At 68.5% G+C, this 24,201-nt stretch carries 22 protein-coding genes and 4 pseudogenes; 17 read left to right on the plus strand and 9 right to left on the minus strand.

Annotated elements, in window-relative coordinates; translation table 11 throughout:
* Window positions 1-394: 394 nt before the first annotated feature.
* Window positions 395-835: a VOC family protein gene (locus tag ACZ48Z_RS40965; RefSeq protein ID WP_329821861.1), complete on the plus strand. Its 441-nt coding sequence runs from the start codon at window positions 395-397 to the stop codon at window positions 833-835.
* 702 nt (window positions 836-1,537) lie between these two features.
* Here ACZ48Z_RS40965 and ACZ48Z_RS40970 read toward each other — a convergent pair.
* Window positions 1,538-1,771 (minus strand): hypothetical protein, encoded by a 234-nt coding sequence (locus ACZ48Z_RS40970; protein WP_468741015.1) that lies wholly within the window; start codon window positions 1,769-1,771, stop codon window positions 1,538-1,540.
* A gap of 378 nt (window positions 1,772-2,149) precedes the next feature.
* Here ACZ48Z_RS40970 and ACZ48Z_RS40975 point away from each other — a divergent pair, with 378 nt between their 5' ends.
* The gene (locus ACZ48Z_RS40975) at window positions 2,150-4,087 is read left to right on the plus strand and encodes an alpha-L-fucosidase (protein WP_468741016.1); all 1,938 of its coding nucleotides are present in this window, start codon (window positions 2,150-2,152) and stop codon (window positions 4,085-4,087) included.
* Window positions 4,088-4,122: 35 nt separating this feature from the next.
* Here ACZ48Z_RS40975 and ACZ48Z_RS40980 read toward each other — a convergent pair whose 3' ends face one another.
* Complete coding sequence (locus tag ACZ48Z_RS40980; RefSeq protein ID WP_468741017.1) at window positions 4,123-4,677, minus strand: winged helix-turn-helix transcriptional regulator; 555 nt, start codon at window positions 4,675-4,677, stop codon at window positions 4,123-4,125.
* A gap of 111 nt (window positions 4,678-4,788) precedes the next feature.
* Between ACZ48Z_RS40980 and ACZ48Z_RS40985 the strand changes: the two genes are divergently transcribed.
* The gene (locus ACZ48Z_RS40985; RefSeq protein ID WP_468741018.1) at window positions 4,789-6,411 is read left to right on the plus strand and encodes a phytoene desaturase family protein; all 1,623 of its coding nucleotides are present in this window, start codon (window positions 4,789-4,791) and stop codon (window positions 6,409-6,411) included.
* A complete protein-coding gene (locus ACZ48Z_RS40990; RefSeq protein WP_468741019.1) occupies window positions 6,408-6,716 on the plus strand; it encodes an EthD family reductase in 309 nt (102 codons plus the stop codon). Before ACZ48Z_RS40985 ends, ACZ48Z_RS40990 begins: the two co-directional genes overlap by 4 nt.
* An 844-nt stretch (window positions 6,717-7,560) precedes the next feature.
* On the opposite strand, the gene ACZ48Z_RS40995 is transcribed toward ACZ48Z_RS40990, so the two are convergent.
* The gene (locus ACZ48Z_RS40995; protein WP_468741020.1) at window positions 7,561-8,136 is read right to left on the minus strand and encodes a TetR/AcrR family transcriptional regulator; all 576 of its coding nucleotides are present in this window, start codon (window positions 8,134-8,136) and stop codon (window positions 7,561-7,563) included.
* A gap of 237 nt (window positions 8,137-8,373) precedes the next feature.
* Between ACZ48Z_RS40995 and ACZ48Z_RS41000 the strand changes: the two genes are divergently transcribed.
* From ACZ48Z_RS41000 to ACZ48Z_RS41025, 6 genes are all read left to right on the plus strand, one after another.
* Complete coding sequence (locus ACZ48Z_RS41000) at window positions 8,374-9,069, plus strand: RraA family protein (RefSeq protein ID WP_468741021.1); 696 nt, start codon at window positions 8,374-8,376, stop codon at window positions 9,067-9,069.
* Entirely contained in the window at window positions 9,066-10,259 is a 1,194-nt protein-coding gene (gene lhgO / locus ACZ48Z_RS41005) for an L-2-hydroxyglutarate oxidase (protein ID WP_468741022.1), read from the plus strand. The genes ACZ48Z_RS41000 and lhgO overlap by 4 nt, the downstream gene beginning before the upstream one ends.
* A 16-nt stretch (window positions 10,260-10,275) precedes the next feature.
* Complete coding sequence (locus tag ACZ48Z_RS41010; RefSeq protein WP_468741023.1) at window positions 10,276-10,845, plus strand: Ldh family oxidoreductase; 570 nt, start codon at window positions 10,276-10,278, stop codon at window positions 10,843-10,845.
* On the plus strand, window positions 10,821-11,384 hold the full coding sequence (locus ACZ48Z_RS41015; RefSeq protein ID WP_468741024.1) for an Ldh family oxidoreductase: 564 nt from the start codon (window positions 10,821-10,823) through the stop codon (window positions 11,382-11,384). The genes ACZ48Z_RS41010 and ACZ48Z_RS41015 overlap by 25 nt, the downstream gene beginning before the upstream one ends.
* On the plus strand, window positions 11,381-12,724 hold the full coding sequence (locus ACZ48Z_RS41020; RefSeq protein ID WP_468741025.1) for a TRAP transporter large permease subunit: 1,344 nt from the start codon (window positions 11,381-11,383) through the stop codon (window positions 12,722-12,724). Before ACZ48Z_RS41015 ends, ACZ48Z_RS41020 begins: the two co-directional genes overlap by 4 nt.
* A gap of 76 nt (window positions 12,725-12,800) precedes the next feature.
* Window positions 12,801-13,064 carry a hypothetical protein gene (locus tag ACZ48Z_RS41025; RefSeq protein WP_468741026.1) on the plus strand — a complete coding sequence of 88 codons (264 nt, stop codon included), beginning with the start codon at window positions 12,801-12,803 and terminating at the stop codon, window positions 13,062-13,064.
* Between the two features lie 437 nt (window positions 13,065-13,501).
* Here the strand turns inward: ACZ48Z_RS41025 and ACZ48Z_RS41030 are convergent.
* The 3 genes and pseudogenes from ACZ48Z_RS41030 to ACZ48Z_RS41040 form a co-directional block, all read right to left on the minus strand.
* A pseudogene (locus ACZ48Z_RS41030) lies at window positions 13,502-13,693 on the minus strand (hypothetical protein); the annotation flags it as partial.
* Between the two features lie 25 nt (window positions 13,694-13,718).
* Window positions 13,719-14,453 (minus strand): TetR/AcrR family transcriptional regulator, encoded by a 735-nt coding sequence (locus ACZ48Z_RS41035; RefSeq protein WP_468741027.1) that lies wholly within the window; start codon window positions 14,451-14,453, stop codon window positions 13,719-13,721.
* 25 nt (window positions 14,454-14,478) lie between these two features.
* The gene (locus tag ACZ48Z_RS41040; protein ID WP_468741028.1) at window positions 14,479-15,681 is read right to left on the minus strand and encodes a serine hydrolase domain-containing protein; all 1,203 of its coding nucleotides are present in this window, start codon (window positions 15,679-15,681) and stop codon (window positions 14,479-14,481) included.
* Window positions 15,682-15,960: 279 nt separating this feature from the next.
* Between ACZ48Z_RS41040 and ACZ48Z_RS41045 the strand changes: the two genes are divergently transcribed.
* The 6 genes and pseudogenes from ACZ48Z_RS41045 to ACZ48Z_RS41070 form a co-directional block, all read left to right on the plus strand.
* Window positions 15,961-16,788, plus strand: coding sequence for an SDR family NAD(P)-dependent oxidoreductase (locus ACZ48Z_RS41045; protein ID WP_468741029.1), 828 nt, complete (start codon window positions 15,961-15,963; stop codon window positions 16,786-16,788).
* Window positions 16,789-17,044: 256 nt separating this feature from the next.
* Complete coding sequence (locus ACZ48Z_RS41050) at window positions 17,045-18,289, plus strand: MFS transporter (RefSeq protein ID WP_468741030.1); 1,245 nt, start codon at window positions 17,045-17,047, stop codon at window positions 18,287-18,289.
* Window positions 18,290-18,588: 299 nt separating this feature from the next.
* Window positions 18,589-19,849 (plus strand): annotated as a pseudogene (locus tag ACZ48Z_RS41055) (IS701 family transposase).
* 117 nt (window positions 19,850-19,966) lie between these two features.
* Complete coding sequence (locus tag ACZ48Z_RS41060; RefSeq protein WP_468741031.1) at window positions 19,967-20,440, plus strand: tetratricopeptide repeat protein; 474 nt, start codon at window positions 19,967-19,969, stop codon at window positions 20,438-20,440.
* Complete coding sequence (locus ACZ48Z_RS41065; protein ID WP_468741032.1) at window positions 20,434-21,594, plus strand: RNA 3'-terminal phosphate cyclase; 1,161 nt, start codon at window positions 20,434-20,436, stop codon at window positions 21,592-21,594. The genes ACZ48Z_RS41060 and ACZ48Z_RS41065 overlap by 7 nt, the downstream gene beginning before the upstream one ends.
* Before the next feature lie 218 nt (window positions 21,595-21,812).
* Window positions 21,813-22,241 (plus strand): annotated as a pseudogene (locus ACZ48Z_RS41070) (hypothetical protein); the annotation flags it as partial.
* A gap of 11 nt (window positions 22,242-22,252) precedes the next feature.
* On the opposite strand, the pseudogene ACZ48Z_RS41075 reads toward ACZ48Z_RS41070, so the two are convergent.
* Window positions 22,253-22,538 (minus strand): annotated as a pseudogene (locus ACZ48Z_RS41075) (ATP-binding protein); the annotation flags it as partial.
* A gap of 54 nt (window positions 22,539-22,592) precedes the next feature.
* Here ACZ48Z_RS41075 and ACZ48Z_RS41080 point away from each other — a divergent pair.
* Window positions 22,593-23,336 carry a DUF4241 domain-containing protein gene (locus ACZ48Z_RS41080; protein ID WP_468741033.1) on the plus strand — a complete coding sequence of 248 codons (744 nt, stop codon included), beginning with the start codon at window positions 22,593-22,595 and terminating at the stop codon, window positions 23,334-23,336.
* Here the strand turns inward: ACZ48Z_RS41080 and ACZ48Z_RS41085 are convergent.
* Window positions 23,323-23,487 (minus strand): hypothetical protein, encoded by a 165-nt coding sequence (locus ACZ48Z_RS41085; RefSeq protein ID WP_468741034.1) that lies wholly within the window; start codon window positions 23,485-23,487, stop codon window positions 23,323-23,325. The two genes, ACZ48Z_RS41080 and ACZ48Z_RS41085, sit on opposite strands and share 14 nt — an antisense overlap.
* 505 nt (window positions 23,488-23,992) lie before the next feature.
* Window positions 23,993-24,190: a hypothetical protein gene (locus ACZ48Z_RS41090; RefSeq protein ID WP_468741035.1), complete on the minus strand. Its 198-nt coding sequence runs from the start codon at window positions 24,188-24,190 to the stop codon at window positions 23,993-23,995.
* Between the last annotated feature and the right edge of the window lie 11 nt (window positions 24,191-24,201).

Raw genomic sequence — 24,201 nt, forward strand, 5'->3', positions numbered from 1 at the left:
AATTCACCCCGGTACGGCTCGAAGTCCACCGGATCATCATGCCGCACACCCGCCTTGCGCGCCCTGAAACGGGGCTTCAACAGAATCCGCCAGGCCTGAGCGCCCCGCACCAGAAGGACAGGTCCGGCTTGGGCCATCTATCGATCCTCGGGCGGGCCAACTGCAAATCCTCGCTGCTCGCCAACTCGTCGACTCGAGCGGCGGGCACGGGGCCACCTATTAATCGAAGTCACATGTCCTGAGCTACCGAACCTTCAGCATGTGCCAACGAAGTTTGAGCGGTGCAGGCCGCTCGCTGAGATTCGTGGCGGAGGATGTCGAGAACGTGCCACCGGCTCCGTCCCAGGGACATCAGCGGCCACCACTGGCCGCACGAGGAAGAAGGAGAACAAGCATGGCGATTCAGCGGATGGACAACGTCGGCATCGTTGTCGAGGATATGGATGCCGCCATCGCGTTCTTCGTGGAACTCGGTATGGAGCTGGAGGGCAGGGCGGAGGTCGAGGGCCTCGTCGCCGACCAGTGCACCGGACTCGACGGTGTTCGCTGTGACATCGCGATGGTCCGGACCCCGGACGGTCACAGCCGGCTTGAGCTGGCGAAGTACCGCAGCCCCGCGGTGATCAGCGCCGGGCCGCGCAACCGGCCACACAACATTCTGGGCACGCACCGCGTCATGTTCGCCGTCGACGACATCGAGGACACCGTTGCCCGCCTGCGCCCTCACGGAGCCGAACTCGTCGGCGAGATCGCCCGGTTCGAGGACAGCTATCTCCTCTGCTACCTCCGTGGCCCCGAGGGCATCATCGTCGGACTGGCCGAGCAGCTCAGCTGAAGGCTGACGAGGGGTCCGGTACACCCGCAAGCCTCCAGCCACCACCTTTGACGCCCAAGTACCGACGCGCCGCTCAGACTTCGTTGACACGCTCAAGGTTTGGTGGCACGGGACAACTCACGTCGATCACGATGCGGTCACGGTCGACAGGTTTTCCAAGGTCGGCGTCACACGGGAGCCAAGAGACACACCTGTAGAAGGTGCACGGCGGGATCAGCCCGCCCCACCACCAGGAGCACCCAGTGGCGAGCGCCGCTGGCGAGCCGGAACAGACCCCCTCCGTAGACCCCTCCGTCACCCCCTCCGCGCCCCGTCATCAAGGGGCGGGCGTTTCCGCAGGTCAGTCCCGCCGGACAGGGGGTCGCCGCAGGTCCGACAACCCTCATGCCCAAAGGCGATCCAAGCACAGGAGGACTTCGGCGGAGCCTCGACGCAGGGAACTGCTGCAAGCGCTGGAGATCTTTCAGAGGGCGACGCCCGATCAGCTGTGGAAGCTGACCCGCCCGGACAACCAGCACGACAAGCTCACGCGGTACAACCTCCTGGATCTGGAGGAACACCACCTGGTGAGGATCGAATCGGTACAGGACGACCAGCGACAGGTGTGGGTGCTCACCAAACGAGGACACAGCGAAGCGAAGAAGGTGCTGGAGCCGAAAGGCATACGAGTCTCGGTGCTGCGCGAAGAGAAGTACGACCCGGTCACCGGGAAAGCTGCTCGGCACCGGCTACGACGACCACGCCGCGGCGGTCACCTCCACGGCCGCCGAACTCCACCGTGCCGGGATCGGGCACCGGCTCGGCTTCCAGACCGAGATCGGCCACCGGCTCGGCAACGGGTACGTGCCGTGTCCAGACGTTTGCGACCACTCGCACAAAAAACCAGGTAACGAGTGGGGAACGGCGGCGGACGCGGACTTCTACCTCGCGATCCATCCCATCTCTACCTTCGCGGGTGCTCCGCCGCGAAAACCCTTGACCCGATCACTGTGGGCCCAGACATGCCATGTCTGGGCCCACGGGAGGTGCCTAATGAGGAGCGATCTATGACAAATAGGCCATTTTTCCTGTCTTTCATCCCTGCACGGGCGTTGACATCCCTGGGATACATAGCCGAAGTTCATCGTTAACATCCGGAGCCCCGGCCTGGGGCGCTGTTCGACCCGCGTCCCCGCCCGTCCTCGACCTGTCGTTTGCGGCACCTGGGGGTTCGCCGGCTGCCTGCAGGTGCGAGAACCGGGCGATGCGCATTCGGTCGTCTCTCACCGTGTACGGCCCAGTCAGGGGTAAAGCGCACCAATCAGGAGTGAGATCATGTCGTCAGGAAGACTGTCCCGCCGTACGCTTCTGACTGCGGCGGGTGCTGCCGCAGCAGTGACCGCCCTGCCCGTTCTTCCCGCCTTCTCCGGCCTCCTGGCCGAGGCCTCCGCCGCTGACCTGCAGACCAATCTGGCCAATCTGGCCGACCTGCGGTTCGGGATGTTCAACCACTTCAACCTGGGCACGTTCACCAACGAGGAGTGGGCCGCGCCGAACCAGAGTCCCACGCTGTTCGCTCCCACCGCCGTCGACTGCGCGCAGTGGGCGGCTGCGGCCGCCGCCGCGAAGATGAGCTACGGGGTCCTGACGACCAAGCACCACGACGGCTTTGCCCTGTGGCCGAGCGCCTACGGCACGCAGAACGTCGCCAACAGCTCCTACAAGCACGACATCGTGCAGGCCTACGTCACCGCGTTCCGCGCTCAGGGTCTCAGGGTCGGCCTGTACTACTCGATCTGGGACCGTACCTACAACGTGCAGGCCTACAACACGCGGCAGGGGGTTGCCGCCACCGAGGAGATCCAGCCGGGGGACATCACGTTCATCCTCAACCAGATCACCGAGCTGCTGACGAACTACGGCACCATCGACATGTTCATCACCGACGGCTACGCCTGGCAGATGGGCCAGCAGGCCGTCTCCTACCAGCAGATCCGCGAGCACGTGAAGTCGCTGCAGCCGAACATCGTCATGATCGACCACGGCGGGCTCTCGCAACCCTGGCTCGGCGACGCGATCTACTTCGAAGAACCGCTCGGCGTGACCTCGCCGACCGGCAACACCTACGCCTCCCTCCAGGGACAGACGATCAGCGACGGCTGGTTCTGGCACCCTTCCACGCCTACCACCGACCCGATGAGCCAGGCGTCGATCCTGTCCCATCTCACGGACCTGGAACCGAAGTACACCTCCTTCATCCTCAACTGCCCGCCCAACCGCAACGGCGTACTGGACACCAACATCGTCAACCGCCTGGCCGGCGTCGGCGCCGCCTGGAGCCCGAACACCTCCCGGGCCCCGCTGCCGACGCAGCAACTGCGCTGCGAGCACCCGGTCAACCCGGTCAATGCCTACGCCACCGCCTTCCATGCCGGCGAGGGCCCGCTCAACGCCATCGACGGTCTCAGCGACAAATCCTTCGAGACCTGCTGGTCCACCTGGAGTCTGTCGCTGCCGCAGTCGATCACGATCGACCTGGGCGGGGTCTGGAGCAACGTCTCCACCCTGGAATACCTGCCCAAACAGTGGAACCGGTCCAACACCACCGACGGCGACATCACGTCGTACACCATCTACACCAGCACGGACGGCGTCACCTTCACACAAGCCGCCACCGGCACCTGGAGCGGCAACCAGACGACCAAGCTGGTGGAGTGGACGAACCGCAACGTCGGTTTCCTGCGCATCCAGGTGGATGCCGCCACCGGCGGCTACGCGAACATCGGCGGCGTCAGGATCGGCGGCTGGTCAGCCAAGCCCGCCCTGGTCTCCAGCACGTTCCCCGGCGACTCGACCGTCTACAAGCTGGTCAACCGCAAGAGCGGAGAGGTTGCCGACGTGTACAACTTCGGCACCGCCAACGGCGCCAACATCCAGCAGTGGCCCTGGCTGAACAACACGGCCCAGAAGTGGACCTTCGCGAGCACCGGCGACGGCTACTTCAAGATCCGCAACGTCAACAGCGGCAAGCTCATGGAGGTCGCAGGGCTCTCCCGCGTCGACGGCGGAAACGTCGGCATATGGGCCGATGCCGACGTTCCCCAGCAGCACTGGGCCCTGACGCCCACCGGCGACGGCTACTACTTCCTCACCAACCGGCTCAGCGGTCTTTCACTCAACGTGGACGGCGCTTCCACCGCCGACGGGGCCAACATCAACCAGTACACGTACACCAACGCCGCTCGGGAGCAGTGGCAGATCGTCAGCGTGTAGCCCGAACTGCCAAAGGCGGCGCAGCGATGCGGATGTCACGGCCCGTCAGCCGGGCCGGAGGCATCCGCCGCGCCGGACCGGGCGGGCCGGGCTCCGGGGCCGGGCGTCGCGGTGATGTCGCGGACGGCGGCGATTTCGTGGCCGGAGGCGCAGGCAATGACCGCGTGGACCGGTGCCCCGCAGTCGCGATGGATCAGCGTGACCGTGGGCCCAGGCGCGTCGGCAAGCCAGCGTTCGGCCCAGGCGTTGAGAGCAACCAGGGTGGGAGCGAGGCTGAGTCCTTTGTCGGTGAGCCGGTACTCGTCCCGCTCGCGGGCACCGGGCTCGCGGTAGGGCCGTTTTTCGAGCACGCCGATGGCCACGAGGTCGCGCAGTCGCGTCGAGAGAACGGTCCGGCTCAGCTCGCAGCGGCGCTGGAAGTCCTCGAAACGCCGGGTGCCGTAGAAGGCTTCCTTCATGATCATGCCGGCCGCGCGGGGGTTGAGGACCTCCAGGGCGAGGGCGATCGAGTCGGGCTCGATGTCCCAGGAGTCACGGTTCCACGGGGCTGGACCGCCTGTCGGGCTCGGTCCTTCTGATGCGTCAGTCACGTCCCTCTCCCCGGGTCGGCGCCTGCCAACAGGCCCCTCACACGCCTGCACTTTACACGCACTCCAGGCCTGAGTACGGTTATGCGGACTCAGCCGAGGAGAGGGGCACGCATGAGCGTCGGACAGAGTTACCGCCGGAGCAAGGCCGGTACGTCATGGGACGCGATCGTCATCGGGTCCGGGATCGGCGGCCTCACCACCGCAGGCTTCCTCGCCCGGGCCGGACAACGAGTTCTGGTACTGGAGCGGCATTCGACCGCCGGCGGAGCCACCCAGACCTTTCGCCGGGCCGGGTACGAATGGGATGCCGGGCTGCACTACATGGGCGAGGTGCATCGTCCCAACAGCGGGCTGCGCCGGATCTTCGACCACATCACCGGCGGCAAGCTCGAGTGGGCCCCGATGCCCGACGTCTACAACCGGATCGTCGTCGGTGACCGTGAGTACGAGTTCCCGTCGGGCGCCGAGCGGTTCAAGGAGCGCATGACCCGGTACTTCCCGGACGACGCCGAGGCGATCAGCCGTTACGTGGACCTGGTCTTCTCGGCCAACCGGACGGCCAAGAACTTCTTCGCGCAGCGCAGTCTGCCGCAGCCGACCGCCGACGAGCTCTACGAGGCGATGTGCGCACCGTTTCGCGCCTTCTCCGACCGCACGGCGACGGAAGTCGTTTCGGAACTCACCGACAACGAGGAGCTCAAGACCGTCCTGTGCGGTCACTACGGCGACTACTCACTGACCCCGGGGCGCGCCTCGTTCGGCATCCACGCCATGCTCATCCGGCACTACATCGACGGAGCCAGCTACCCGGTCGGCGGATCGGGCCGACTGGCCGAGACGATCAGTGAGGTGATCCGGGACGCGGGCGGAGAGGTCCTCATTGCCGCCGAAGTCGCCTCCGTGCTGCTCGACGACGAAGGACGGGCCGGTGGTGTCACGATGGCCGACGGCCGCGTGTTCCACGCGCCGGTAGTGATCAGCGATGCCGGCGCCCTGAACACCCTCACCCGTCTGCTGCCCGCCGAGGCGAAACACGACGACGGCCTCGTTCAGGCGTGCCGGGCGATCGGCCCCTCGCTCACCTGGGTCGTCCTCAACATCGGGCTCAAGGAGCCGGCCGACCAGCTCGGCCTGCAAGCGTCCAACATCTGGGCACACCAGGGGCCGGACATCGACGCCCAGTTCGCCGCCTACGAGGCGGACCCCCTGCACCGCCCGATGCCGGCGTACTTCCTGACCGCTCCCTCGACCAAGGATCCGCTCTGGAACGACCGCTACCCCGGGCGGAGCACGATCGACATCGCCGGGGTGACGACCTGGTCCCTGTTCGAGCCCTTCGCGGACAGCGCCTGGATGCGTCGCGGAGCGGAGTACGAGCAGCTCAAGCAACGGCTGAGCCAGGAAATGCTCGACCAGGTCCTGCGTTTCTATCCCAAGGCGGAAGGCAAGATCGATCACATGGAGCTGGCCACGCCGCTCAGCTTCAATCACTTCCTCGGCCGCACCCACGGTGACTTCATGTCGCTGGCGCACACTCCCGAACGCTTTGCCCAGCGGGGTCTGAGCGCCCACACCACGGTGCCCGGCCTGTTCCTCGCCGGCCAGGACGTCGCCGCGGCCGGCGTCAGCGGCGCGGTGATGGGCGGACTCGTCGCGGCATCCGCCGTGCTCGAACGCGATCTACTCGTCGACCTCGCCACGAGGAACCTCACGCCCGCAGGAGACAGCGCATGACCGTGAAACTGATGGTGCTGTACACGCAGCCCGTCGACGGCGACGCCTTCGACGAGCATTACGTGGGTGTCCACGCACCCCTCGTGGAGGTGGTTCCAGGCCTCCAGCGATGGGAGTCCGCGCGCGTTGCCGTAGCCGCCGACGGCGGTGAGCGGACGTTCCACCGCATCGCGGAGCTGTATTTCACGGACATGGAGTCCCTGGAAGCCGCGCTCGGTTCCGACGAGGGACGGGCTACGGGCCGCGACTACCGGCAGATCGCCCCACCCGGCTCCCGGATGTTCATCGCCGCGCTCGACGAGTAGCTGCCGCGGTTCTCCGTTCGAGGTGAGCGCGGTCCCGGGAGCGGCGCACTCCCGGCACACGGTATCCCGACGGGGGCGGCCCGACCGCGAAGTAGATGGCGGCCAGTGAAGCAAGTGCGTCCCGAGGCCGCGGAGTTGCTCGTACAGGACATGACGCAGCCGCAGGCAGCAGCCCTGCGGCTGCCGTCTCCGGAAAGTCCGCCGACGTCCGGCACGCCGGCGGGCGGACGGATTGGAGTCTCTGCGGTCCGATCGTCGGCAGCCCGGTTTCCCTGTCTCATCGCCCGGGCCCGGCATTGGTGCGGTGGCGTGGTGCTCGGCCGGGGTCATGCCGCGCAGGCGCTTGAAGGCGATGTCAGTGCGAAGGTGTTGGCGTAGCCGAGCTTCACCCGGCGGTGGGCGAGGAACGGCCGGCTCACCCACGCCGGCCACCTGCGGGCCTTCGCCTCACTCCGAGCATCCACCGGAGCCGACGCGCACGGCGGCTGGCACACCGCCGCCCAGCGCAACCTCTTCAACCGCTGTAGGTCGGCTCCACCACTGCCCACAGCACCGCCGGCTGTTCGACGAACACACCGCGCCCCCACCGGACTCGCCGCCGCAGTTTGACTCGTCGGCTCGTGAGGTGTCTGCCTCCATGCCCGCGACCGGTGGCGATCACCCGGTCGAGACTCCCGTTCGACGCGCACCCCGCAAGGAACGACAACAGCCACTGAGCTTCGACGCAGGCCTGGACACCCCTGATGAGGGGCTCGGGCGGATCGAAGTCCGGTTCTCGCAGGTCTTGACGGGCAGGTGAGGGCCGCACGGGGATCGACGACGACGCGCGCCCTGGCGAGTGTTGTCAGCGGTGTGCTGTCCAGCCTTGGAGTGCGCCGTAGTAGGCGGGGATGAGCCGGTCGAGGGCCTCGTCGGTGGTGGATCCCTGGTCGACGAGGTCGAGGACTTCGCGGGGGTCGAAGAGGATGTTGTAGAGGAACAGGGCGTGGTCGAACTGTTCGTCGGGGATGCCCAGTTTGCGCATGACACCGCGGATCGGCCGCTCCCACGCGTCACGGACCGTGCCGATCACCTCGTCACCGCCCCGCAGGCGCCCGAGGAAGCCTTCCCGGGCCCGGAGCTGGATCATCGCTGTCCCGTACACGGCCAGCAGCCGTCCCCATTCCCGCACCACGTCCTCGAACAGGGCCGTACCGGTCTTGGGGCAGTCGTGGCTGTAGTCACGCAGGGCCACGATGACGTCGTGCAGGTAGGTGTTGAGCAATTCGTCCAGTGACGGGAAGTACCGGTAGGCGGTGGCGGGCGAGAGCCCGGCCCGCTTCGCGATCACTGGTACGGACAGATTGAGCGACCCCTCCCGGAGCGCCTCCCCGGCCGCATCGAGAAGCCGCTTGCGGTTGCGCACCACGTCACTGCGCAACCGCACACCCTTCGAGCCGTTCGCATGCCGCGTGCCACTCAGCGCCTGACTCCCTGTCAATTCGTAGCCGTATCCGGTCCAGGGGCGCAGGTTCTCTTCCCGAGCGTTCCCGGCCTGTGACCGCCGAGTCCGGCAAAGACCTTCCGTGTTCCATTGACGTAACTGAGACACCATTCTAGCTTGTGATCTCACACTCGTACTGAGAGTTCATTCTCATTTTTGCTGGAGGGTACTGGGATGAGCGGGACCGGCACGGAATCCGGCGAAGCGGCGGTGCGCGCGAACTCCACGGTCATGGCGGAACTCGGCCGCCTCGGGGCGGCGACGATTTACGAGGCCCAAGGACAACGGGGTGCGATCGACTCGGACGTGCGATCCCTGGATACGGCGTTTTCGCTGGTCGGCGAGGCTCTGACCGTCGACGCGGGGTGGGCGGACAACCTCATGATCCACGAAGCCCTCCTGCATTCCAGGCCGGGGCAGGTGCTCGCGGTGAACGCCCATCAGTGTGTCCGGGCCGGCGCGTGGGGGGACGTTCTCACGGCGCAGGCCATGCGCCAGCGGCTGGCCGGGCTCGTCATCGACGGCGCCGTACGAGACGTGCGGAGCATCGTCGACGCGGGATTCCCGACGTTTGCCCGGGGCAGCTGCATCCAGGGCACCACGAAGGCCTTTCACGGGACGGTCGGTCAGGCCGTCGTCATCGGGGGCGTCGAGGTCGAGACCGGCGACATCCTGGTGGGCGACCGCGACGGCCTCGTGGTGATCAAGGCGGCTGACCTGGGCGAGACCCTGCGTCGCGCCCAGTCCCGGGAGGCCGTGGAGGCCGGGTACAAGGCGGCGATCGCGCAGGGCGCGACCACCGCCGAGCTGCTGGGGCTGAGCGACCTCCTCCAGGCGCGGCGCACGGCCCAGGGGCGAGGCTCGGCGTGAGCGGTCGCGCCCACGTCGTCGTGGTCGGCGCAGGCATCCTGGGTCTGGCGACCGCACGCGAGCTGATCGAGCGAGGCCATCGGGTCACCGTCCCCGAAAAAGAGACACGAGTCGCACTACATCAGACGGGAAACAACTCTGGTGTCATTCACTCGGGCCTGTATTACAAGCCCGGCAGCGACAAGGCCACGCTCGGGACGGCAGGCGCCACCTCGATGCACGAATTCGCCGAGCGGCACGGCGTGCGGGTCGAGATCTGCGGCAAGATCGTGGTTGCGACCGACCCGTCCCAACTGCCGGCTCTGCGCGAACTGCACCGCCGCGGGCAGGCCAACGGTGTGCCCTGCCGGCTGATCAGCTCTCAGGAGGCGAAGGAGTACGAGCCTCATGTCGCCTGCGTGGCCGCCCTGCGGGTCGAGTCGACCGGCATCGTCGACTACCCCGCGGTCTGCGACGTGCTGCGCGGTCTCCTAGAGGAAGCCGGGCACGAGGTCAGGCTCGGTGCACGGGTCACCGGGATCGTGACGACGGCGGCCGGGGTCGCCGTGGACACCTCGGCCGGACGGGTCAGCGGTGACCAGCTCGTCAACTGCGGTGGTCTGCACAGTGATCGGCTCGCCCGGCTGGCGGGGCTGCGACCCCAGGTCCGTATCGTCCCTTTCCGGGGGGAGTACTACCAGCTCGCGCCGGACCACGCCCATCTCGTCAAGGGCCTGATCTACCCGGTGCCCGACCCCACCCTCCCCTTTCTCGGGGTGCACCTGACCCGGATGACCGACGGTCCGGTCCACGCGGGCCCCAACGCGGTACTGGCCCTCGCCCGCGAGGGCTACCGATGGAGCACCGTCGTCCCCGGCGACCTCGCGGACAGCCTGCGGTGGCCCGGCCTGTGGAGACTCGCACGACGGTATTGGCGTACAGGACTCGCCGAGACGGCGCGCTCCCTGTCCCGACGCCGATTCCTCGCCGGCCTGCGCGAACTGGTACCCGCTCTCCCCGACGAGAGCATTGTCCCGGCCGGCGCCGGTGTCCGGGCGCAGGCGCTGCACCGCAGCGGCGCACTCGTCGACGACTTCTCCTACCAACGGGCGCCACGGCAGATCCACGTCCTCAACGCGCCCTCACCCGCGGCGACCGCCGCGCTGGAGATCGCCCATCGCATCGCCACCGAAATAGAGGCAAGTCAGTGACAATCGAGGAAAGCCGATGACGTCTACCTCGCCCGAGCGACGTTTCGAGGCCGCCGACCTGCGGCGCTACGTCGAGCGGATCCTCTCCGCATGGGGTATGCCGCACCGCCCGGCAGCCATCACCGCCGACATCATGATCGACACCGACCTGTCCGGCGTCGACTCGCACGGCGTCTCCATGCTGGCGCTGTACGAGAAGCTGCGGGCCAAGGGCCGTCTCGACCTCGCCGCCCTACCCGTGGTGGTCACCCGCCATGCCTCGCTGCTCGTCCTCGACGCCCGCAACGGCCTCGGCCATCCGGCGGCTCTGGAGGCGATCGACCTGGCAGCCGCCCGGGCCAGGGAGAACGGTGTCGGTGCGGTCGCCGTGCGCAATTCGCACCACTTCGGCGCCGCCGGATACTACGTACGCCGGGTCGCGGAGGCCGGCCTGCTCGCTCTGGCCACCTCGACCACCCGGACACCCGTCGTCTCGGCCACCGGTGGGACGACGCCGGTACTGGGCACGAACCCTCTGGCCTTCGCCGCTCCCCGTGCGATGGCCGGCCGGTGGTCATCGACATGTCGACCAGTGTCGTGGCGATGAACAAGATCAAGGCCTACGCGCTCAAAGGGGACCCGATCCCGCAGGGCTGGGTCGCCGACCAGTCGGGCGACGGCGTACTCGACGCGGCGGAAGCGTTCGAACTCCTGATCCACCGTTCCGCGTCACTCAGCCCGCTCGGCGGTCCCAGCACCACCACCGGCGGCCACAAGGGCTTCGGACTGAGCCTGATGGTCCAGATCCTCAGCGCGGCCCTGTCCAAGGCCGCCGCTCCGGGACACGACGGAGCCCATGACAACATCGGCCACTTCTTCCTCGCCATTGACCCCGAGCACGTCAACCCCGACGGTGGCACACCGCGCCAGGTGGAGGAACTCGTGCGTTCGGTCCGTGCCGGCGAACCGGACGTCCTGATCCCCGGGGAACCGGAAGAACGCTCTCGTGCGAGGCGGACGGCTCTGGGCATTCCCCTGCCCGACGCGCTGGTCGACCAGATCGCCGCCATCGGCGAGCGGGCGGCCATCGCGATGGAACTACATCCCGTCACCGGCGAGACAGCAGAGCCGAGGTCCACCTCATGAGTGCCATCATCGCGCTGGCCGCATCCATCCTGGCCATCGTCGCCTGGAACGTTCTGCTGCGCCGCAGCGTCGGAGAAGCGATGATCGTCGGCTTCCTGGTCACCGTGGCCTTCGCCGGCGGCGACGCGCCCCAGGTGGCCTGGAACAGCCTTGTCACCGCGCTGAAGGAGCCGATCACCTTCGCGGCCCTGGCCTTCGTCTTCGTGAGCGCCGTGCTCTCCGAAGCCGGCCTCATGCAGCGCCTGGTCGACATTCTCAGCTCGCTGCTCGGCCGCTTCCGCGGCGGATCCGCCTACGCGGCCACGGCGTCCGCGGGGCTGTTCAGCACCGTCGCGCACGCGGGTCCGGCGATCGCGGCCACCATCGGCTCCATCACTATTCCGTGGATGCGACGCTCCAACACCAGCGGGGAGACGGCCGCGCTCATCACCGCGGGCAATGCCGGCATGGGCACGACCTTCCCGTTCGGCGCCGCCTTCTTCGTGCTGCTCGCCTCACCGACGGTCAGTCCCGTGCTCGATTCGTCCGATGTCGTCCCCGCCATGTTCGTGGTGGGCACCTGGATGGTCCTGATGCGGTTCGCCATCACCTTCGTGATCGTCCGCCGTCGCGGCATCACGGCGATGTCCGCGGACGACATCCAGCCTTTGCGCCATACGTTCAGCCGGGGATGGACCTCGCTGCTGATCTTCGTGGGTATCGCGGTCCCTGTGCTGGCCACCCTCGGGCCGACCGGAAACTTCGTCAAGCACCGGGTCGGGGAAGCGGGGGCCGACGCGATCGACCTGCTCATCTGGATGCCCGTGCTCGTACTGCTGCTGGGAGTCCTCGTCACGCGGAAATCCCTGCCTCAGGGACCCCGTGGATGGTGGCAGTTGCTGGACACCATCGGCCCGAAACTGAGCGTCGTCGGCGTCACCATGGTCTGCGCCTTCGCGGCATCCAACGTGCTCAACACACTCGGGCTCGCCGACCAGCTCGGCCGCCAGCTCCACCGGCTCGACGGCGTTCCGGTCTTCATCGTCGCCCTGCTCGTCGGCCTGGTCGTGGTCGTCGTGGCCGGTCCGCTGAACTCCACGGCGACCACCGCCGCGGTGGGTCCCGTCGGATTCGCCGCGCTGACCGCCGCCGGGGTGTCGCCGGTCGCGGCGTTCGCCGCGCTGCTCGTCTTTGCTTCTTCGGAGGGCGCTTCTCCGCCCGGCGCGGCTCCGATCTATGTCGCGAGCGGTATCGCCGAGATCAACCCGGTGCGGATCTTCGGCCCCATCATGGCCTACTACCTCCTGCCGTCCATCCTGTTCGGGGTGCTCATCGCCGCGGGGATTCTGTGGGTGCCGTGAACCACTGGGCCGCCCCTGACAGTCCGCCGGGTCGCAGACCCGCTCTCCTGCCCAACGCCACGGAACCGGAGCTGTCGTGAACAGAGTCCTCTCCATAGCCTTTCGTCTGTCGCTGCTCGTCTTCCTGCTCGGCGGGACGATCGTCACGTTCGGACAGATCGCGGGCGTTGCAGCCGGCGACGGTGACCTCGTCATGAAGGTGGCCGCCAGAGTCGGGGAGCCGACCTGTGTCACAGCGGGCATCGCGGGTCTCCTGGCGTTCGTCCGTATGTACGTCAAGTCCGAGCAGCGGGAGGGAGAGGCGCAGCCCGTGCCGGAGCTGCCGAAACAGCGGACCTGAAAGCCTCGGCGGCGTGGTCGGTCGCCTCCGGCGTCGCTCCTGTACAGCGCAGGACCACGGGGCCGAGCCACAACTGCTCGACAGAGCGCCCGATCCACCGGTGGGCCGCCCACGCTGCCGAAGTATGTCAGCGGCACTCATGCCTGGTGGCACTGTTGGGCTTGGACCGGCACCCGGACGCACTGCGGGAGCATCTCGGCCCCTGTTCACCGCACCGGTGGTTCGGATCCGCGCGTACAGCAGGGCCACTGCGGCCATGGCTTCCGGGGGTCGGCCTCACAGGGGACATGACCCGGACCCTTGCGTCCGGCCCCTCGGACCGCTCCTGGACGAGTACGCAGCCACTGACTCTGTCGGCGAGCTGCGATGTCGTTTCGTTTCGTTGAGGACGGTGACGCCATCGTGTCGGCGATGGCGATGAGTTCTGGGTTCTGGCACAGATCGTCGCCCGGCGTCACGTAGCCCTCGGGCCACGCCCGGTCCGGCACCAGGGCCGCCCGCCGCAGCCGGAGGCGCCCCTGCGCCTGCCCGGTTACCCCCTCACCCGTCCGCACGGCGACGTCGAGGTCGATGGCAACCACGTCTCCCGAGACGGAAGGGAATCCGGTAAGCGCCTGCGCGATCTCGCCGGTTGCCCTGTTGCTCGGCGAGGCGTCAGTTCTCCGTGTGTTCGCTTCCTTCTGCGCGGGCGCGCTGCGCGCGGAGCTCCACGGCGTCGAGGAGCAGGCCGAGCGCGGTCTCGAACTGGTCCTCTTCGTCGATTTCCGCGAGATAGGGGGCGACCTGTGCCAGGTTGGGGTACCGCTGTGGCGAGGCCGTCAGGTACTCGCGGCGCCAGGCCAGCCGGTCGCCTTCCTGAGCGGCCTTGTCCAGCACGTTGAAGGAAGCCTCGAAGGCGCTGACGGCGAGTGCCATTTCGGCCAGGACCCGGTAGTACGAGGCCGCTTCGCGTCCCTGGAGGCCGGCCTCGAGCAGGGCGCCGATGACCACGTCGGCGCCCTGGAACTCTGGCTCGCGCCGGGAGGTCCGGGCCGCGACCAGGACGGCCACGCCCGGGTGCTGCAGGCATGCGGCACGGATCCGTCGGGCGAGCGAGGCGAGGGTCTCGCGCCAGCTTTTCGACGGTGCGAAGTCGTGCAGGGCGTCGCTGACCAGCCGGGCGGCCAGGCCGAGCAGCAGGTCGTCCTTGCCGCGGAAGTGCCGCAGGACGGCTGTGTGGTCGGCGCCCAGATCAGTGCCCAGCCGACGGAAGGTGAGCGCCTGCGGACCGTCCCTCTCGATCACGGCCATTGCGGTGTCCAGGATCAGATCCGGGGTGAGGAACGATGCCTGACGCTGCTTCCGCCGCGCGGGAGTGGCTCCTGCCGGGTCGGTCTTCGCGCGTGTCATGGCTGTCATCTTATCGACGGCGTTGTCAACGGTGGTCCTCCTGCAGGTGGTCGGCGACCGCCCGCAGTGCCGTGACGGACTCCGCGTCACGTGAGGGGTCGTCCGCCGTCGGCCACGCGCTGGTCTTGACGATCACCACGTCGGCGTCCGGGTCCACATACAGGTACTGGCCGTGGATCCCCACTGCGGTGAACGGACGTCGTTCGCCGCCGAGTGTCCACCACTTGTTGCTGTACCCGTAATACGGGTAACCGCTGGGGCCCAGTGCGCCGACCTCCAGGTGCGGCACCCCGCGTCCCCGGCTGCGTGTCACCCATTCCTCGGGCACGATGCGCTGCCCGTTCAGCTCTCCGCCGCGGGACATCAGCAGCCCCAGCCGGGCCATGTCGCGGGCGGTGGCATTCAGTGAGCCGCCGGCGATCGCGGTACGCGGATGCCCCCGGGTGAGCCAGTAGTACGCGTCGTGCCCGGCGCCGATGCGGCTCCAGAGGCGCTGGGCAGCGTATTGCGCGAGGGAGCGGCCGGTGGCGGACTCCAGCACCCATCCCAGGACCTGGGTGTCGATCGTCGAGTAGTTGAACCGTGTGCCGGCCTCGGTCGAACGCTCGGCCGAGGACACGACCTCGTGCAGCGAGCCGCCACCTGTTGCGGTCTTGGCGAATCGGTTGATCAGACTGTCCCGAACGGTGTAGGCCTCCAGGTCACCCACTCCGCTGCTCATGTCGAGCAGATGCTCGATGGTCACGCCATCGAAGGCAGAGCCCAACAGCCCCCTGCAGTACGCCGTCACCGGTTCGGTCACATCCTTGATCGCCCCCTCGTCGAGGGCGATCCCGATCAGCATCGACGTCACCGATTTGGTCATCGAGAACATCTGGAACCGTACACCGACGCCGGCGAAGCGCCCCGGATACGACTCGTGGACGATCTCGCCGCCATGCAGCACGACGAAGGAGGTGGTGTTCGTCCGAGCGTGCAGTTCGGCAAGGCTCCGCTCCCGCCCCTCGAAGCCGTAGGCCACTTCCAGGGGGCGCGGTCGCCGGGGCAGGGGCAACACATCTCCGCCGCGGCGGACGTCTTCGGTGGGCATGAGGAGATTCATGTGAGTGAACGTCCACTCATTGACCGGGCGGTGGGTCATCACCTCGTCCTGGTGGCGCCACAGCCACACCGCCCCGGCGCCCGCCGCGGCGGCTCCCAGCAGCCATCCACCCGCTTCAATGCGCATTACTGAGCCCCTTCATCGCATGGACATGCCGAGCTTCGACGCCCTCACTCTGGCTTGCCGATCCATCGGTGTCAACGGTGGTGACAACTGTGATGGCACCACTGTTGACACGCTTTGGATGGATGGTCATGCTGACGGCGAGGTCGCTGGACCCCCTTCTTCCGGCACTCCACGAAGGACAGCGCATGACAGCCATCCAAGAAGAACTGTGCTGCAGGCCCGCCCCGGACGGACGCACGGGCAAAACGCTCGGCTCGCGGATCACAGGAACGGCGACCGATGAACGGCACTGAACTGACCACCGCGCGCCGCCTGCTCGGGAAGCTGCCCTTCGTCGACCCGGGCCGGTCCCCGCTGCCCGCGAGAACCGCGTTCCTTACCGGTGCCAGCTCGGGCATCGGCAAGGCGCTGGCAGCCGAGCTGTGCGCCCGTGACTACGACGTGTACCTCACCGCGCGCAGAATCGAGCTCCTGGAAGAACTGCGGGCACAGCTCACCGCCGCGTTCCCGCAGCGTTCGGTGACCGTGGCCGCTCTCGACGTGACCGAGCACGAGGCCGTGGCGCGGACGATCGACGACGCGGTCCGGCAATTCGGGGGACTCGGAATGGTCATCGCCAACGCGGGGGTCGACGCAGGGGGCAACATCGGGGAGGGCCGCTTCGAGGCGCACCGCGCGGTGGTCGATGTCAATCTGCTGGGTGCGATGGCGACCATCGACGCGGCCGTCGCGCACTTCCGCAGCAAGGGCGGCGGACAGGTGGTGGGCTTCACCTCCGTCGTGGCCGCGGCGGGCCTGCCGGGCGGGGCACCGTACTGCGCCTCCAAGGCAGGGCTCACGAGGTACCTTCAGTCGCTCCGAGGCGAGCTGTGGAACAGCGGCATCACCGTGACCACGGTCGCCCCCGGCTACATCGACACCCCGATCAACGAAGCCCTGGGCGACGAACGACCGTTCCTCATCGACACCCGCACGGGCGCCCGCAAGATCATGGACCGCATCGAGTCCGGCGCCGTCCACGCGACAGTGCCCCGCGTGCCCTGGGCCGCCGTCGAATACCTGCTGGCCCGGCTCCCGACCCGTCTGCTGCGGAAGGTCAATGCCTGAGCGCCCGGGCCCGTTGACCACTGACGCGCCGGCTGCAGCCGCAGAGTTCGTCCGGGGCGGCTGACCACTGGCCGCCAGCCTGTGCCCCCGACGCGTCCGGGTCGAGCATCCCCTCTCTGCCCGAGGCTCCCTTCGCCGCTGCAGTACTGGACACCGCACCCGACCGCCAACCAGTTCTGAGGTTTCTGACGATGCTCCTCTTCCCTCCCGCTCCCACGCCTGCCTGCCAGGCGGCCCTCCGCGCAGGGGGCATTGAGTGAAAACGAACAGCGACAACGCGCTGACGCTCACCGTCGCCGCTGCCCTGATCGCCGGAGTCACGCTCGGCAGCAGCCCCAGTAATGTGATGCCCGTCTTCGTGGACGACTTCGCCGACCGCTTCGACCTGTCCAGCACCAGCGCCGGACTCGTCGCCGCCAGCCAGCTGATGGCGGTCGCGATCACCACCCTCCTGCTCACCAACCGCGCCGCCCGCCCCGGACGCGTCCGAATGGCCCGAGGCGGGCTGGCGCTGGCCGCCTCGGGATTCATCGGCGCCGCCATCGCCTTCGACGTCCTGACGCTGATCGTGGCCAGCCTGCTGCTCGGCACCGGACTCGGAGCCGTCTACGCCGCCTCCACGGCCGCCCTGGCCGGCGCCGGCGACGACGCCGACAAGACGTCCTCGATCACCGTCATCGGCGCGCTGTTCGCGAATGCCCTGCTGCTCCTCGCTTTCCCGGCCGTCGACGCGTCCGCAGGCGGGGGAACCGGCTTCTTCCTGCTGGCGGTGTGCTGCCTGCCGGGCTGGTTCCTGGTGGGCCACCTCCCCGACGGCCCGGGCCCGGCGAGCAGTCCTTCCGCGACCGCCCCCGACGCAGACTCCCGGCAGGCCCGTCCCTCCGCTGTGCTGCTCGTCGGCGCGGGCCTCCTGACGGCCGTCACGCAGGGAGTCTGGTCCTACGCCTCCGTCCTGGGGCGCGGCCACACCGGAATGTCTGCCTCTGTGCTCTCCGCCGTCCTGGCCGGCTCCAGCGTCGTCGCACTCGCCGGAGCCGTAGCCGGACCGCTCGCCGTGAAGCGTTTCGGCCGCCTGCGCTCGATGACCGGGTTCGTCGTCGTCGAAGCGTTCAGCACGGGGTTCCTCATCGTCACCCACAGCCCCACCCTGTTCATCGCCACCGCCGCCGTCTGGCAGACGTGCTGGCTGGCCGTCCTGGTGCAGATACTCGCCGCCGCCTCGGTCATCGACTCAACCGGACGCTGGCTGGCCGCCCTCAGCGGCGCCGGAGCACTCGGTGGAGGCGTCGGCCCCCTGACCGTCGGCGCGATCATGGACAACATGAGCGTCGGCGTCCTGAGCGTCCTCCTCACCGCCGGAACCCTCATCGCCGCACTCCCGCTCCTGAAGATGACCGCGTCCAGCGACGCGGCAGCAGACACCGCATCCGTCGCACCCCACCCGCAGCCCACGTTCATCTCGAGGACGACCACCGAGAAACCAGCCTCACCAGCGGAATGAAACACCCGCCCCACAATGTGTCGGCGGCGGCTGAATCCTGACCGGTGTGCTCCAACGGCAAGAAGGCGAACGCAACCTACCTGGCCTTCGCAACTTGGTTGCTCCTTCCTGCGCCATGAAGGCATGCGCGGCTTGAGTGCCCGGCTGTCGCGTCCGGAAAAAGGCGGCGTTCTGCTGGCGGGCAGGCACGCTGTCGTCGAGTCCGTCGAGTCCGTCGAGTCCGTCGAGTCCGTCGAGTCCTGGCTAGTAGTGCTTCGTTAGGTCTATGCGTTTTCGCTGATCAAGAGCATGTTGCAAGTGTGGATGCGCATGAAGTGAGCCGATTACGGGCCGCGTTGGGATTGTTCGTGGCGGATGTGTTCGCCTCGGTGCCGCGTACGGATCAGCGGGCCAAGGGTGAGTGCTATCTGCGGGGGCTGATGCTGGATGGCCGGCGCAAGTCGATCCAGCCGATGGCGGCGCGTCTGCCGGATGGGGACATGCAGGCCCTGCAGCAGTTCGTGAACCAGTCGCCGTGGGATCCGCTGCCGGTCAGGCAGCGGATCGCCGAGCGGCTGTCCCAAGTTGTCAGGCCCGAGGTGTGGGTGATCGACGACGTGTCGTTCCCCAAGTGCGGCAAGGCGTCGGTAGGGGTGGCCCGCCAGTACTGCGGAGCGGTCGGCAAGCGGGCGAACTGCCAGGTCGCGGTCAGTGTCCATGCCGCCACCGACACCGCCTCGTGCCCCTTGGAGTGGCAGTTGTATCTGCCGCGTGAGTGGACCGACGAGCCCGACCGCTGCCGCAGGGCAGGAGTCCCCCAGGAGGTGGTGCACCGGGAGAAGTGGCGTCTCGCGCTCGGCCTGCTGGACACACTCGCCCAGTGGCAGCTGGAGGCGCCGGTCGTGGTCGCCCGTCAGCACACCGTTCCGGCTCGGTCTGCAGGAGCGAGGGCTGTCCTATGTCCTGGCCCTGCAACGCAAGGAAGTCGCCCATCCGGAGGAAGCCGAGCCGCACCAGCCCGCTTATGGCGGGCTCGGGCCGCCCACCCTTCCCCGCTACCGCCTCCCGCCGCGAGCCCTCTCGACCCTGGCCGCGGAAGCCGGCGCGGAGCGATTCTCCGAGGTGACCTGGCGGCAGGGCAGCAAGGGCGTGATGACCTCACGGTTCGCGGTGCTGACGGTGCGGCCTGCGGGCAAACAGTCCCTGGCCGCCGCTCAGGAATCGGGCGGGGGCCGCAGCCGGTGGGACGGCGTCCTGCCCGTCCAGACCGTCCTGGTCGAATGGCCACACGGCCAGGACGCCCCGACGGACTACTGGATATCGAACCTGCCTCCCACCACACCGACCGCTGACCTGGTGCGGTGGGCGAAGATGCGCTGGCGGGTCGAACATGACTACCGCGAGCTCAAACACGGCCTGGGACTCGACCACTTCGAAGGCCGCACCTGGCGCGGCTGGCACCACCACGTCACCCTCGTCACCGCCGCCCAGGCATTCCTCACCCTCCGCAGGCTCGACCCAAAAGGCGAAGCACCAGCCCAAGCCTCTACCAGACCCTCGACGCCCTCCAAGACCTGCTGAGGTGTTGGACGGGCACCTGCAGCACCTGCGGCCGCCCCCTCACCGCAAGCAGAACCAGAACCTAACGAAGCACTACTAGGCGACCCAGAAGAGTCGGCCGCCCATGCCCGCCGCGCTGTGGAGTTCTACGCGGCCGAAGGCAACGAGGCATGGCGGGCCGCGGCACTCAGCCGCCTCGGCATTGCGCTCACCGCGGCCGACGACTATCGGGCGGCCTTGGCGTGTTGCGCGGAGGCGCTGGAAATCCTGGTGAACCTGGACGACCGCTACTACCAGGCTCATGTGCTGGCCACCCTGGGGCTGATCCAGCACCGGCTCGGCGCCTACGACGAAGCGGTCGCGCGGTTCCAGGACGCGGTAGAGCTCTGGCACGCGTTCGAGAACCGCTTCGAGGAGGCGTCCGCGCTGCACCGGCTGGGCGACGCCCACCACGCGGGCGGCGACGCGCTGGCCGCACGCCGGGCCTGGTCGGCGGCGCTCGCCGTCCTCGACGACCTCGGGCACGCGGACGCCGCAGCGGTACGGGCCAAGCTCGCGCCCCACCCCGGCAGCACGGCCCCGGACGGCGGCGCCCCGGAGGACGGATGCTGACGATCGACGCCGGTGCCGGCGGCGGGGGCCTGCTGCGTACGGCGCTTTCGCTCTCGGTCGCCCTGGGAGTGCCGGTCCGGCTGCTCAACGTCCGCGTGGCCGCACCCGAGCGTGGCCTGGCCTGGCCGCACGTCAGGCTGCTGCAGGAACTCGGCAGGTGGACCGGCAGCGACGCAGGGGACGTCCGCCTCGGCGATACCGAGGTGGTCTTTCGGCCGGGTGCGAGCCGTCCTGCGGGGCCGGCACACCTGGACCTGGACGACCCGACGCGCACCTTCGAACGCCGCGGCATCGCCGTCAGGCGCGATTACGACCGCGCCAAGGACGTGTTCCCCGGCGGCCTGCCCGACGAGGGCGGCCGTTCGGTACGCGGCTACTCGGCGTGCGCCCCGCTCATGGCGCTGCTGCCCCTGCTGGGGCGGCCCGGCGCCTCGGCAACCGTACGGGGCGGGACGGAGACGGCGGGCGCGCCCTTCGCCGACGCCGTCCGGTACGCCCTGCTGCCCGCACTGGCCGCCCAGTTCGGGGTGCGGCTGACCATGTCCGTCGTACGGCGCGGATGCATAGGGATCGGCGGAGGCGAGGTGACGGCGGCCGCCGCACCGTCGTCCGACCCCGCGCCCGGCCCCGATCCGGTGCCGGTGCCGGTGTCCGGGACGGCGGCGCTGCTCTACCTCTTCGGTGACGTCGGCGGCGACGTGGCCGTGCGCTGGCGGGACGGCCTGCCGCGCCGCCTGCCGGGCGAACTGCACACCGGCGTGGTGCGCGTGCCGTACCCCGCCCGCAGGGTCCAGCAGCTCTTCCTGCTGGGTGGCGCGTGGACCCGGGACGTCAGCATGTGCGACGAGGAGGGGCTGCCACTCGCCGCCCCACAGACGTACGAACGGGTGCTGTCCGAGCGGCGGTTCACCAGGCACGTCAGCCGCTTCCTGCTGGAGCAACTCCTGATGTGGGCGGCGATCCGCGGCGAGGACGCCTGCTGGACGACGGAGCTGGACGGAGCACCTGGACGCGGTCTCCACTGTCGTGCAGGCAATGTGCGGCCGCCCGGTCAGCCACCGTCCATGCCGCGGGGCCATCGAGGTGCGCATCGGTTGACCAGTGAGTGCGCCCGAGCCCCGTATTCAGCCTCGTCCGCGCGGAGTGAGACCTGAGCGAGGTTGGCGATGCGGCAGAAGTCGCCGTCGGGGCGTACGAGGTATCGCCAGTTGAAGGACATGCGGTCCCCTTCCCGTGGAGCAAGGCGCGAGACCTACCGTCTGTCTGCTTCGTGACCTGCGTCAAGAGGCGAGACGCCTGTGCACGCGGGATCCGGCGCTGTGCTCCAACGCCGGGTACTGCGCGAGCGCTTCGCTGAGGTGTGAGAGCGCGCGACGCGCAGTGGATCCACCGTCCGGCGAGCGCGCCGGTCACCTCACCGGATCTCGCCTGGGACGTGGCCAGCGACCGGGACATGTTGCGGGCCTGGGCCCTTGCCTGGGATGACGGGGACGGCAACGCGGACCTCTTCCGTCCCGAATTGCTCGATGACCCGGCCACGTCCGTGCTCGTCGGACACTCCGCTGACGGCCTGGTGGCCGCCGGGGCGGTGGCGAGCCGCAATGACCACGTGGTCGGAGTCTCCAACGTCTTCGCGGTGGAGGGCGGCGCTGACCGGGCCTGGCCGGTGGTGCTGGACGCAGTGCACCGGCTGTTCCCGACCCTGCCCGTAGTGGGCTATGCGCACGGCGCGGACCTGGATGCCGCTATCCGCCATGGCTTCGAGGCGGCCGGCGCGCTGCGGGTCTGGCTGCACGGGTAGTTGATCGCGGGTCAATTCCTGCTGCTGGGGTTCTTCGGGCGCTTGTTTGGGCGGTAGCTGGGGCCGTTCATGATGACCTGGTGGCTGGCGTTGATCAGCCGGTCCAGGAGCGACTCGGCGACGACCGGGTTGGGGAAAGAGCGGATACCAGTCGCTGGGCGCCCGGTTGCTGGTGATGATCAGGGATCGGCCTTGCCGCTCGGAGACGAGTTCGTAGAGGTCGTCGGCCTGCGGTGCGGTCAGCTGGCGCATGGCGAAGTCGTCGAGGGTGAGCACGTCGGGCCGGATGAGTTCGCGGAATGGCGATCCCGGACTTCGGGCTCTGTCAGTGGGGCTCTATACCGTTCGGCCATGGGATACACAGCAGATGAGCGTCTGGCGGCAAGTCCGGAAGAGAGCCGGTACTTGGGGACGGTGTTCACACTGGGGGCGCAGGTGGGCACGCATGCCGAGGATCCGGCGAGAGCCGTGTACGTCGTCGAGGTGACGGAGGTGAGCCCGATCCGGGTGCCGAGCGGCCGGCTCGTCGTCGCCTCGCCCTGGCCGGATGATTCCGACTGGGAGTTGCCCACCCCGGCCGGCCGGGAACTGAAGGACCGGATCCCCCCTGGCGTTCACCGGGTGCAGGCCTCCTGGACGGAAGCGCCGTACGAGTACGACGGCGAGCAGTTCGACGGTCGCGAGGCGGTCGCGGTCCGCCTGCTTGTCAGCGATGCCCCAGTGGCCTGCTGGGAGGCGGGCCTCGGTGTCGGTGAGAGCATCGAGCAAATCGTCCACGGTGAGCGGCCGGGTTTCGACTCTGAGGAAAATATGGGGAGTTTCGCCGACGCCACCGCCTGGCCATCGCTGACCGAGCCATTCCGCCAGGTCTGGCTCGAGGTCGATGCGGGCAGGCAGGATGCATCCCTGGCCGCCGAGTCTCTGGGCGAGTCGTTTGAGCGGGTGAGCTACGAGGCTCTCGGAGCCGACCTCGTGACGTTCCCGGCCGATGGGGGGAGCGTTGTATGGCTGGGGCGCACGGAGACCGGGAGTATCGCCTCGATCGTCACGACTGGAACGCCTGCCTTTCATAACCGGCTGTTCACAGCCGTGTGAGCAAGGCCTGCCGGACGCGGTCGTAGCCCACCCGGCGCACCGCGTCCTCCGCCGGGCCTACCGCAGAGGTGTCCGCCGGAACACCGGCGACAGCGGTCAGCAGCAGGGCGGCGGACGTGGTCCCAACCACCGCCGCAGCACGTATACGCATGTGAGTCCAAGTCAGAACAGGGGGCCGGTAAACAGCAGTGCGCTGTGTAAGCGGCCCGCGAGAGTCAGAGAGCCGATCGGCCCACGGAGACTGTCCGCAGGGACCGAGGGTTGTAGGAGAGTCGAAGATCAACCCAGCTGTGGTTCCGTTCCGTCCGGCGCAGACGAGGCACCTGGCACGTTGTCACCACGCCAGCACGACCGCATAGGACGCGGTTGCTGCCAGCATCCCGCCCGGCAGCGACGACTGGCCCAGTCACGAAAGAGGCACCCGTGGTCGCCCGGATCTTGATCGAGACGATGGGCACCAGGATGTTCCCTCCACAGGGCCTCCGTTGGGCCCTGGCACCGCGGACACACCGCCCTCTCTGCAATCCACTGATCATTCATGCGCGCATGCTGACGGCTCGATCCGCTTACGTCCTGCGCAGCGACGGTGCGCCGTCGCGGCCGCGCCGTCACTCTCCGGTGAACGGACGCTACCCACGCTGTCCAGGAGCCGCACCTCACATGAGGAGGGGGGTGAGGGCTGCGGTGACGGCGGCGGCGAGGGTGATCATTGTGGTGAAGGTGAGGGCGGCACGGGTCAGGGCGCTGGGCCATGTGCTGCCCTCGAGGCGGGCCAGCGTTGCGGCGACGGCGGCGGCCATCAGCGCAAAAACGGTGACGACAGCGACAGCGAGAAGGACGACGGCGACGGTCACGGCAAGCTCCC

The organism is Streptomyces sp. NPDC031225 (assembly GCF_055570355.1).

Excerpts from the sequence above, each read along its gene's own strand:
- ACZ48Z_RS41045 (WP_468741029.1), top strand. The coding sequence starts at position 15,961 with ATGAACGGCACTGAACTGACCACCGCGCGCCGCCTGCTCGGGAAGCTG.
- ACZ48Z_RS40965 (WP_329821861.1), top strand. The coding sequence starts at position 395 with ATGGCGATTCAGCGGATGGACAACGTCGGCATCGTTGTCGAGGATATG.
- ACZ48Z_RS41010 (WP_468741023.1), top strand. The coding sequence starts at position 10,276 with ATGACGTCTACCTCGCCCGAGCGACGTTTCGAGGCCGCCGACCTGCGG.
- ACZ48Z_RS41085 (WP_468741034.1), bottom strand. The coding sequence starts at position 23,487 with ATGCGTATACGTGCTGCGGCGGTGGTTGGGACCACGTCCGCCGCCCTG.
- ACZ48Z_RS41040 (WP_468741028.1), bottom strand. The coding sequence starts at position 15,681 with ATGCGCATTGAAGCGGGTGGATGGCTGCTGGGAGCCGCCGCGGCGGGC.
- ACZ48Z_RS41080 (WP_468741033.1), top strand. The coding sequence starts at position 22,593 with ATGGGATACACAGCAGATGAGCGTCTGGCGGCAAGTCCGGAAGAGAGC.
- ACZ48Z_RS40990 (WP_468741019.1), top strand. The coding sequence starts at position 6,408 with ATGACCGTGAAACTGATGGTGCTGTACACGCAGCCCGTCGACGGCGAC.
- ACZ48Z_RS41065 (WP_468741032.1), top strand. The coding sequence starts at position 20,434 with ATGCTGACGATCGACGCCGGTGCCGGCGGCGGGGGCCTGCTGCGTACG.
- ACZ48Z_RS41035 (WP_468741027.1), bottom strand. The coding sequence starts at position 14,453 with ATGACACGCGCGAAGACCGACCCGGCAGGAGCCACTCCCGCGCGGCGG.
- ACZ48Z_RS41020 (WP_468741025.1), top strand. The coding sequence starts at position 11,381 with ATGAGTGCCATCATCGCGCTGGCCGCATCCATCCTGGCCATCGTCGCC.
- ACZ48Z_RS40975 (WP_468741016.1), top strand. The coding sequence starts at position 2,150 with ATGTCGTCAGGAAGACTGTCCCGCCGTACGCTTCTGACTGCGGCGGGT.
- ACZ48Z_RS40985 (WP_468741018.1), top strand. The coding sequence starts at position 4,789 with ATGAGCGTCGGACAGAGTTACCGCCGGAGCAAGGCCGGTACGTCATGG.
- ACZ48Z_RS41000 (WP_468741021.1), top strand. The coding sequence starts at position 8,374 with ATGAGCGGGACCGGCACGGAATCCGGCGAAGCGGCGGTGCGCGCGAAC.
- ACZ48Z_RS40970 (WP_468741015.1), bottom strand. The coding sequence starts at position 1,771 with ATGGATCGCGAGGTAGAAGTCCGCGTCCGCCGCCGTTCCCCACTCGTT.
- ACZ48Z_RS41015 (WP_468741024.1), top strand. The coding sequence starts at position 10,821 with ATGTCGACCAGTGTCGTGGCGATGAACAAGATCAAGGCCTACGCGCTC.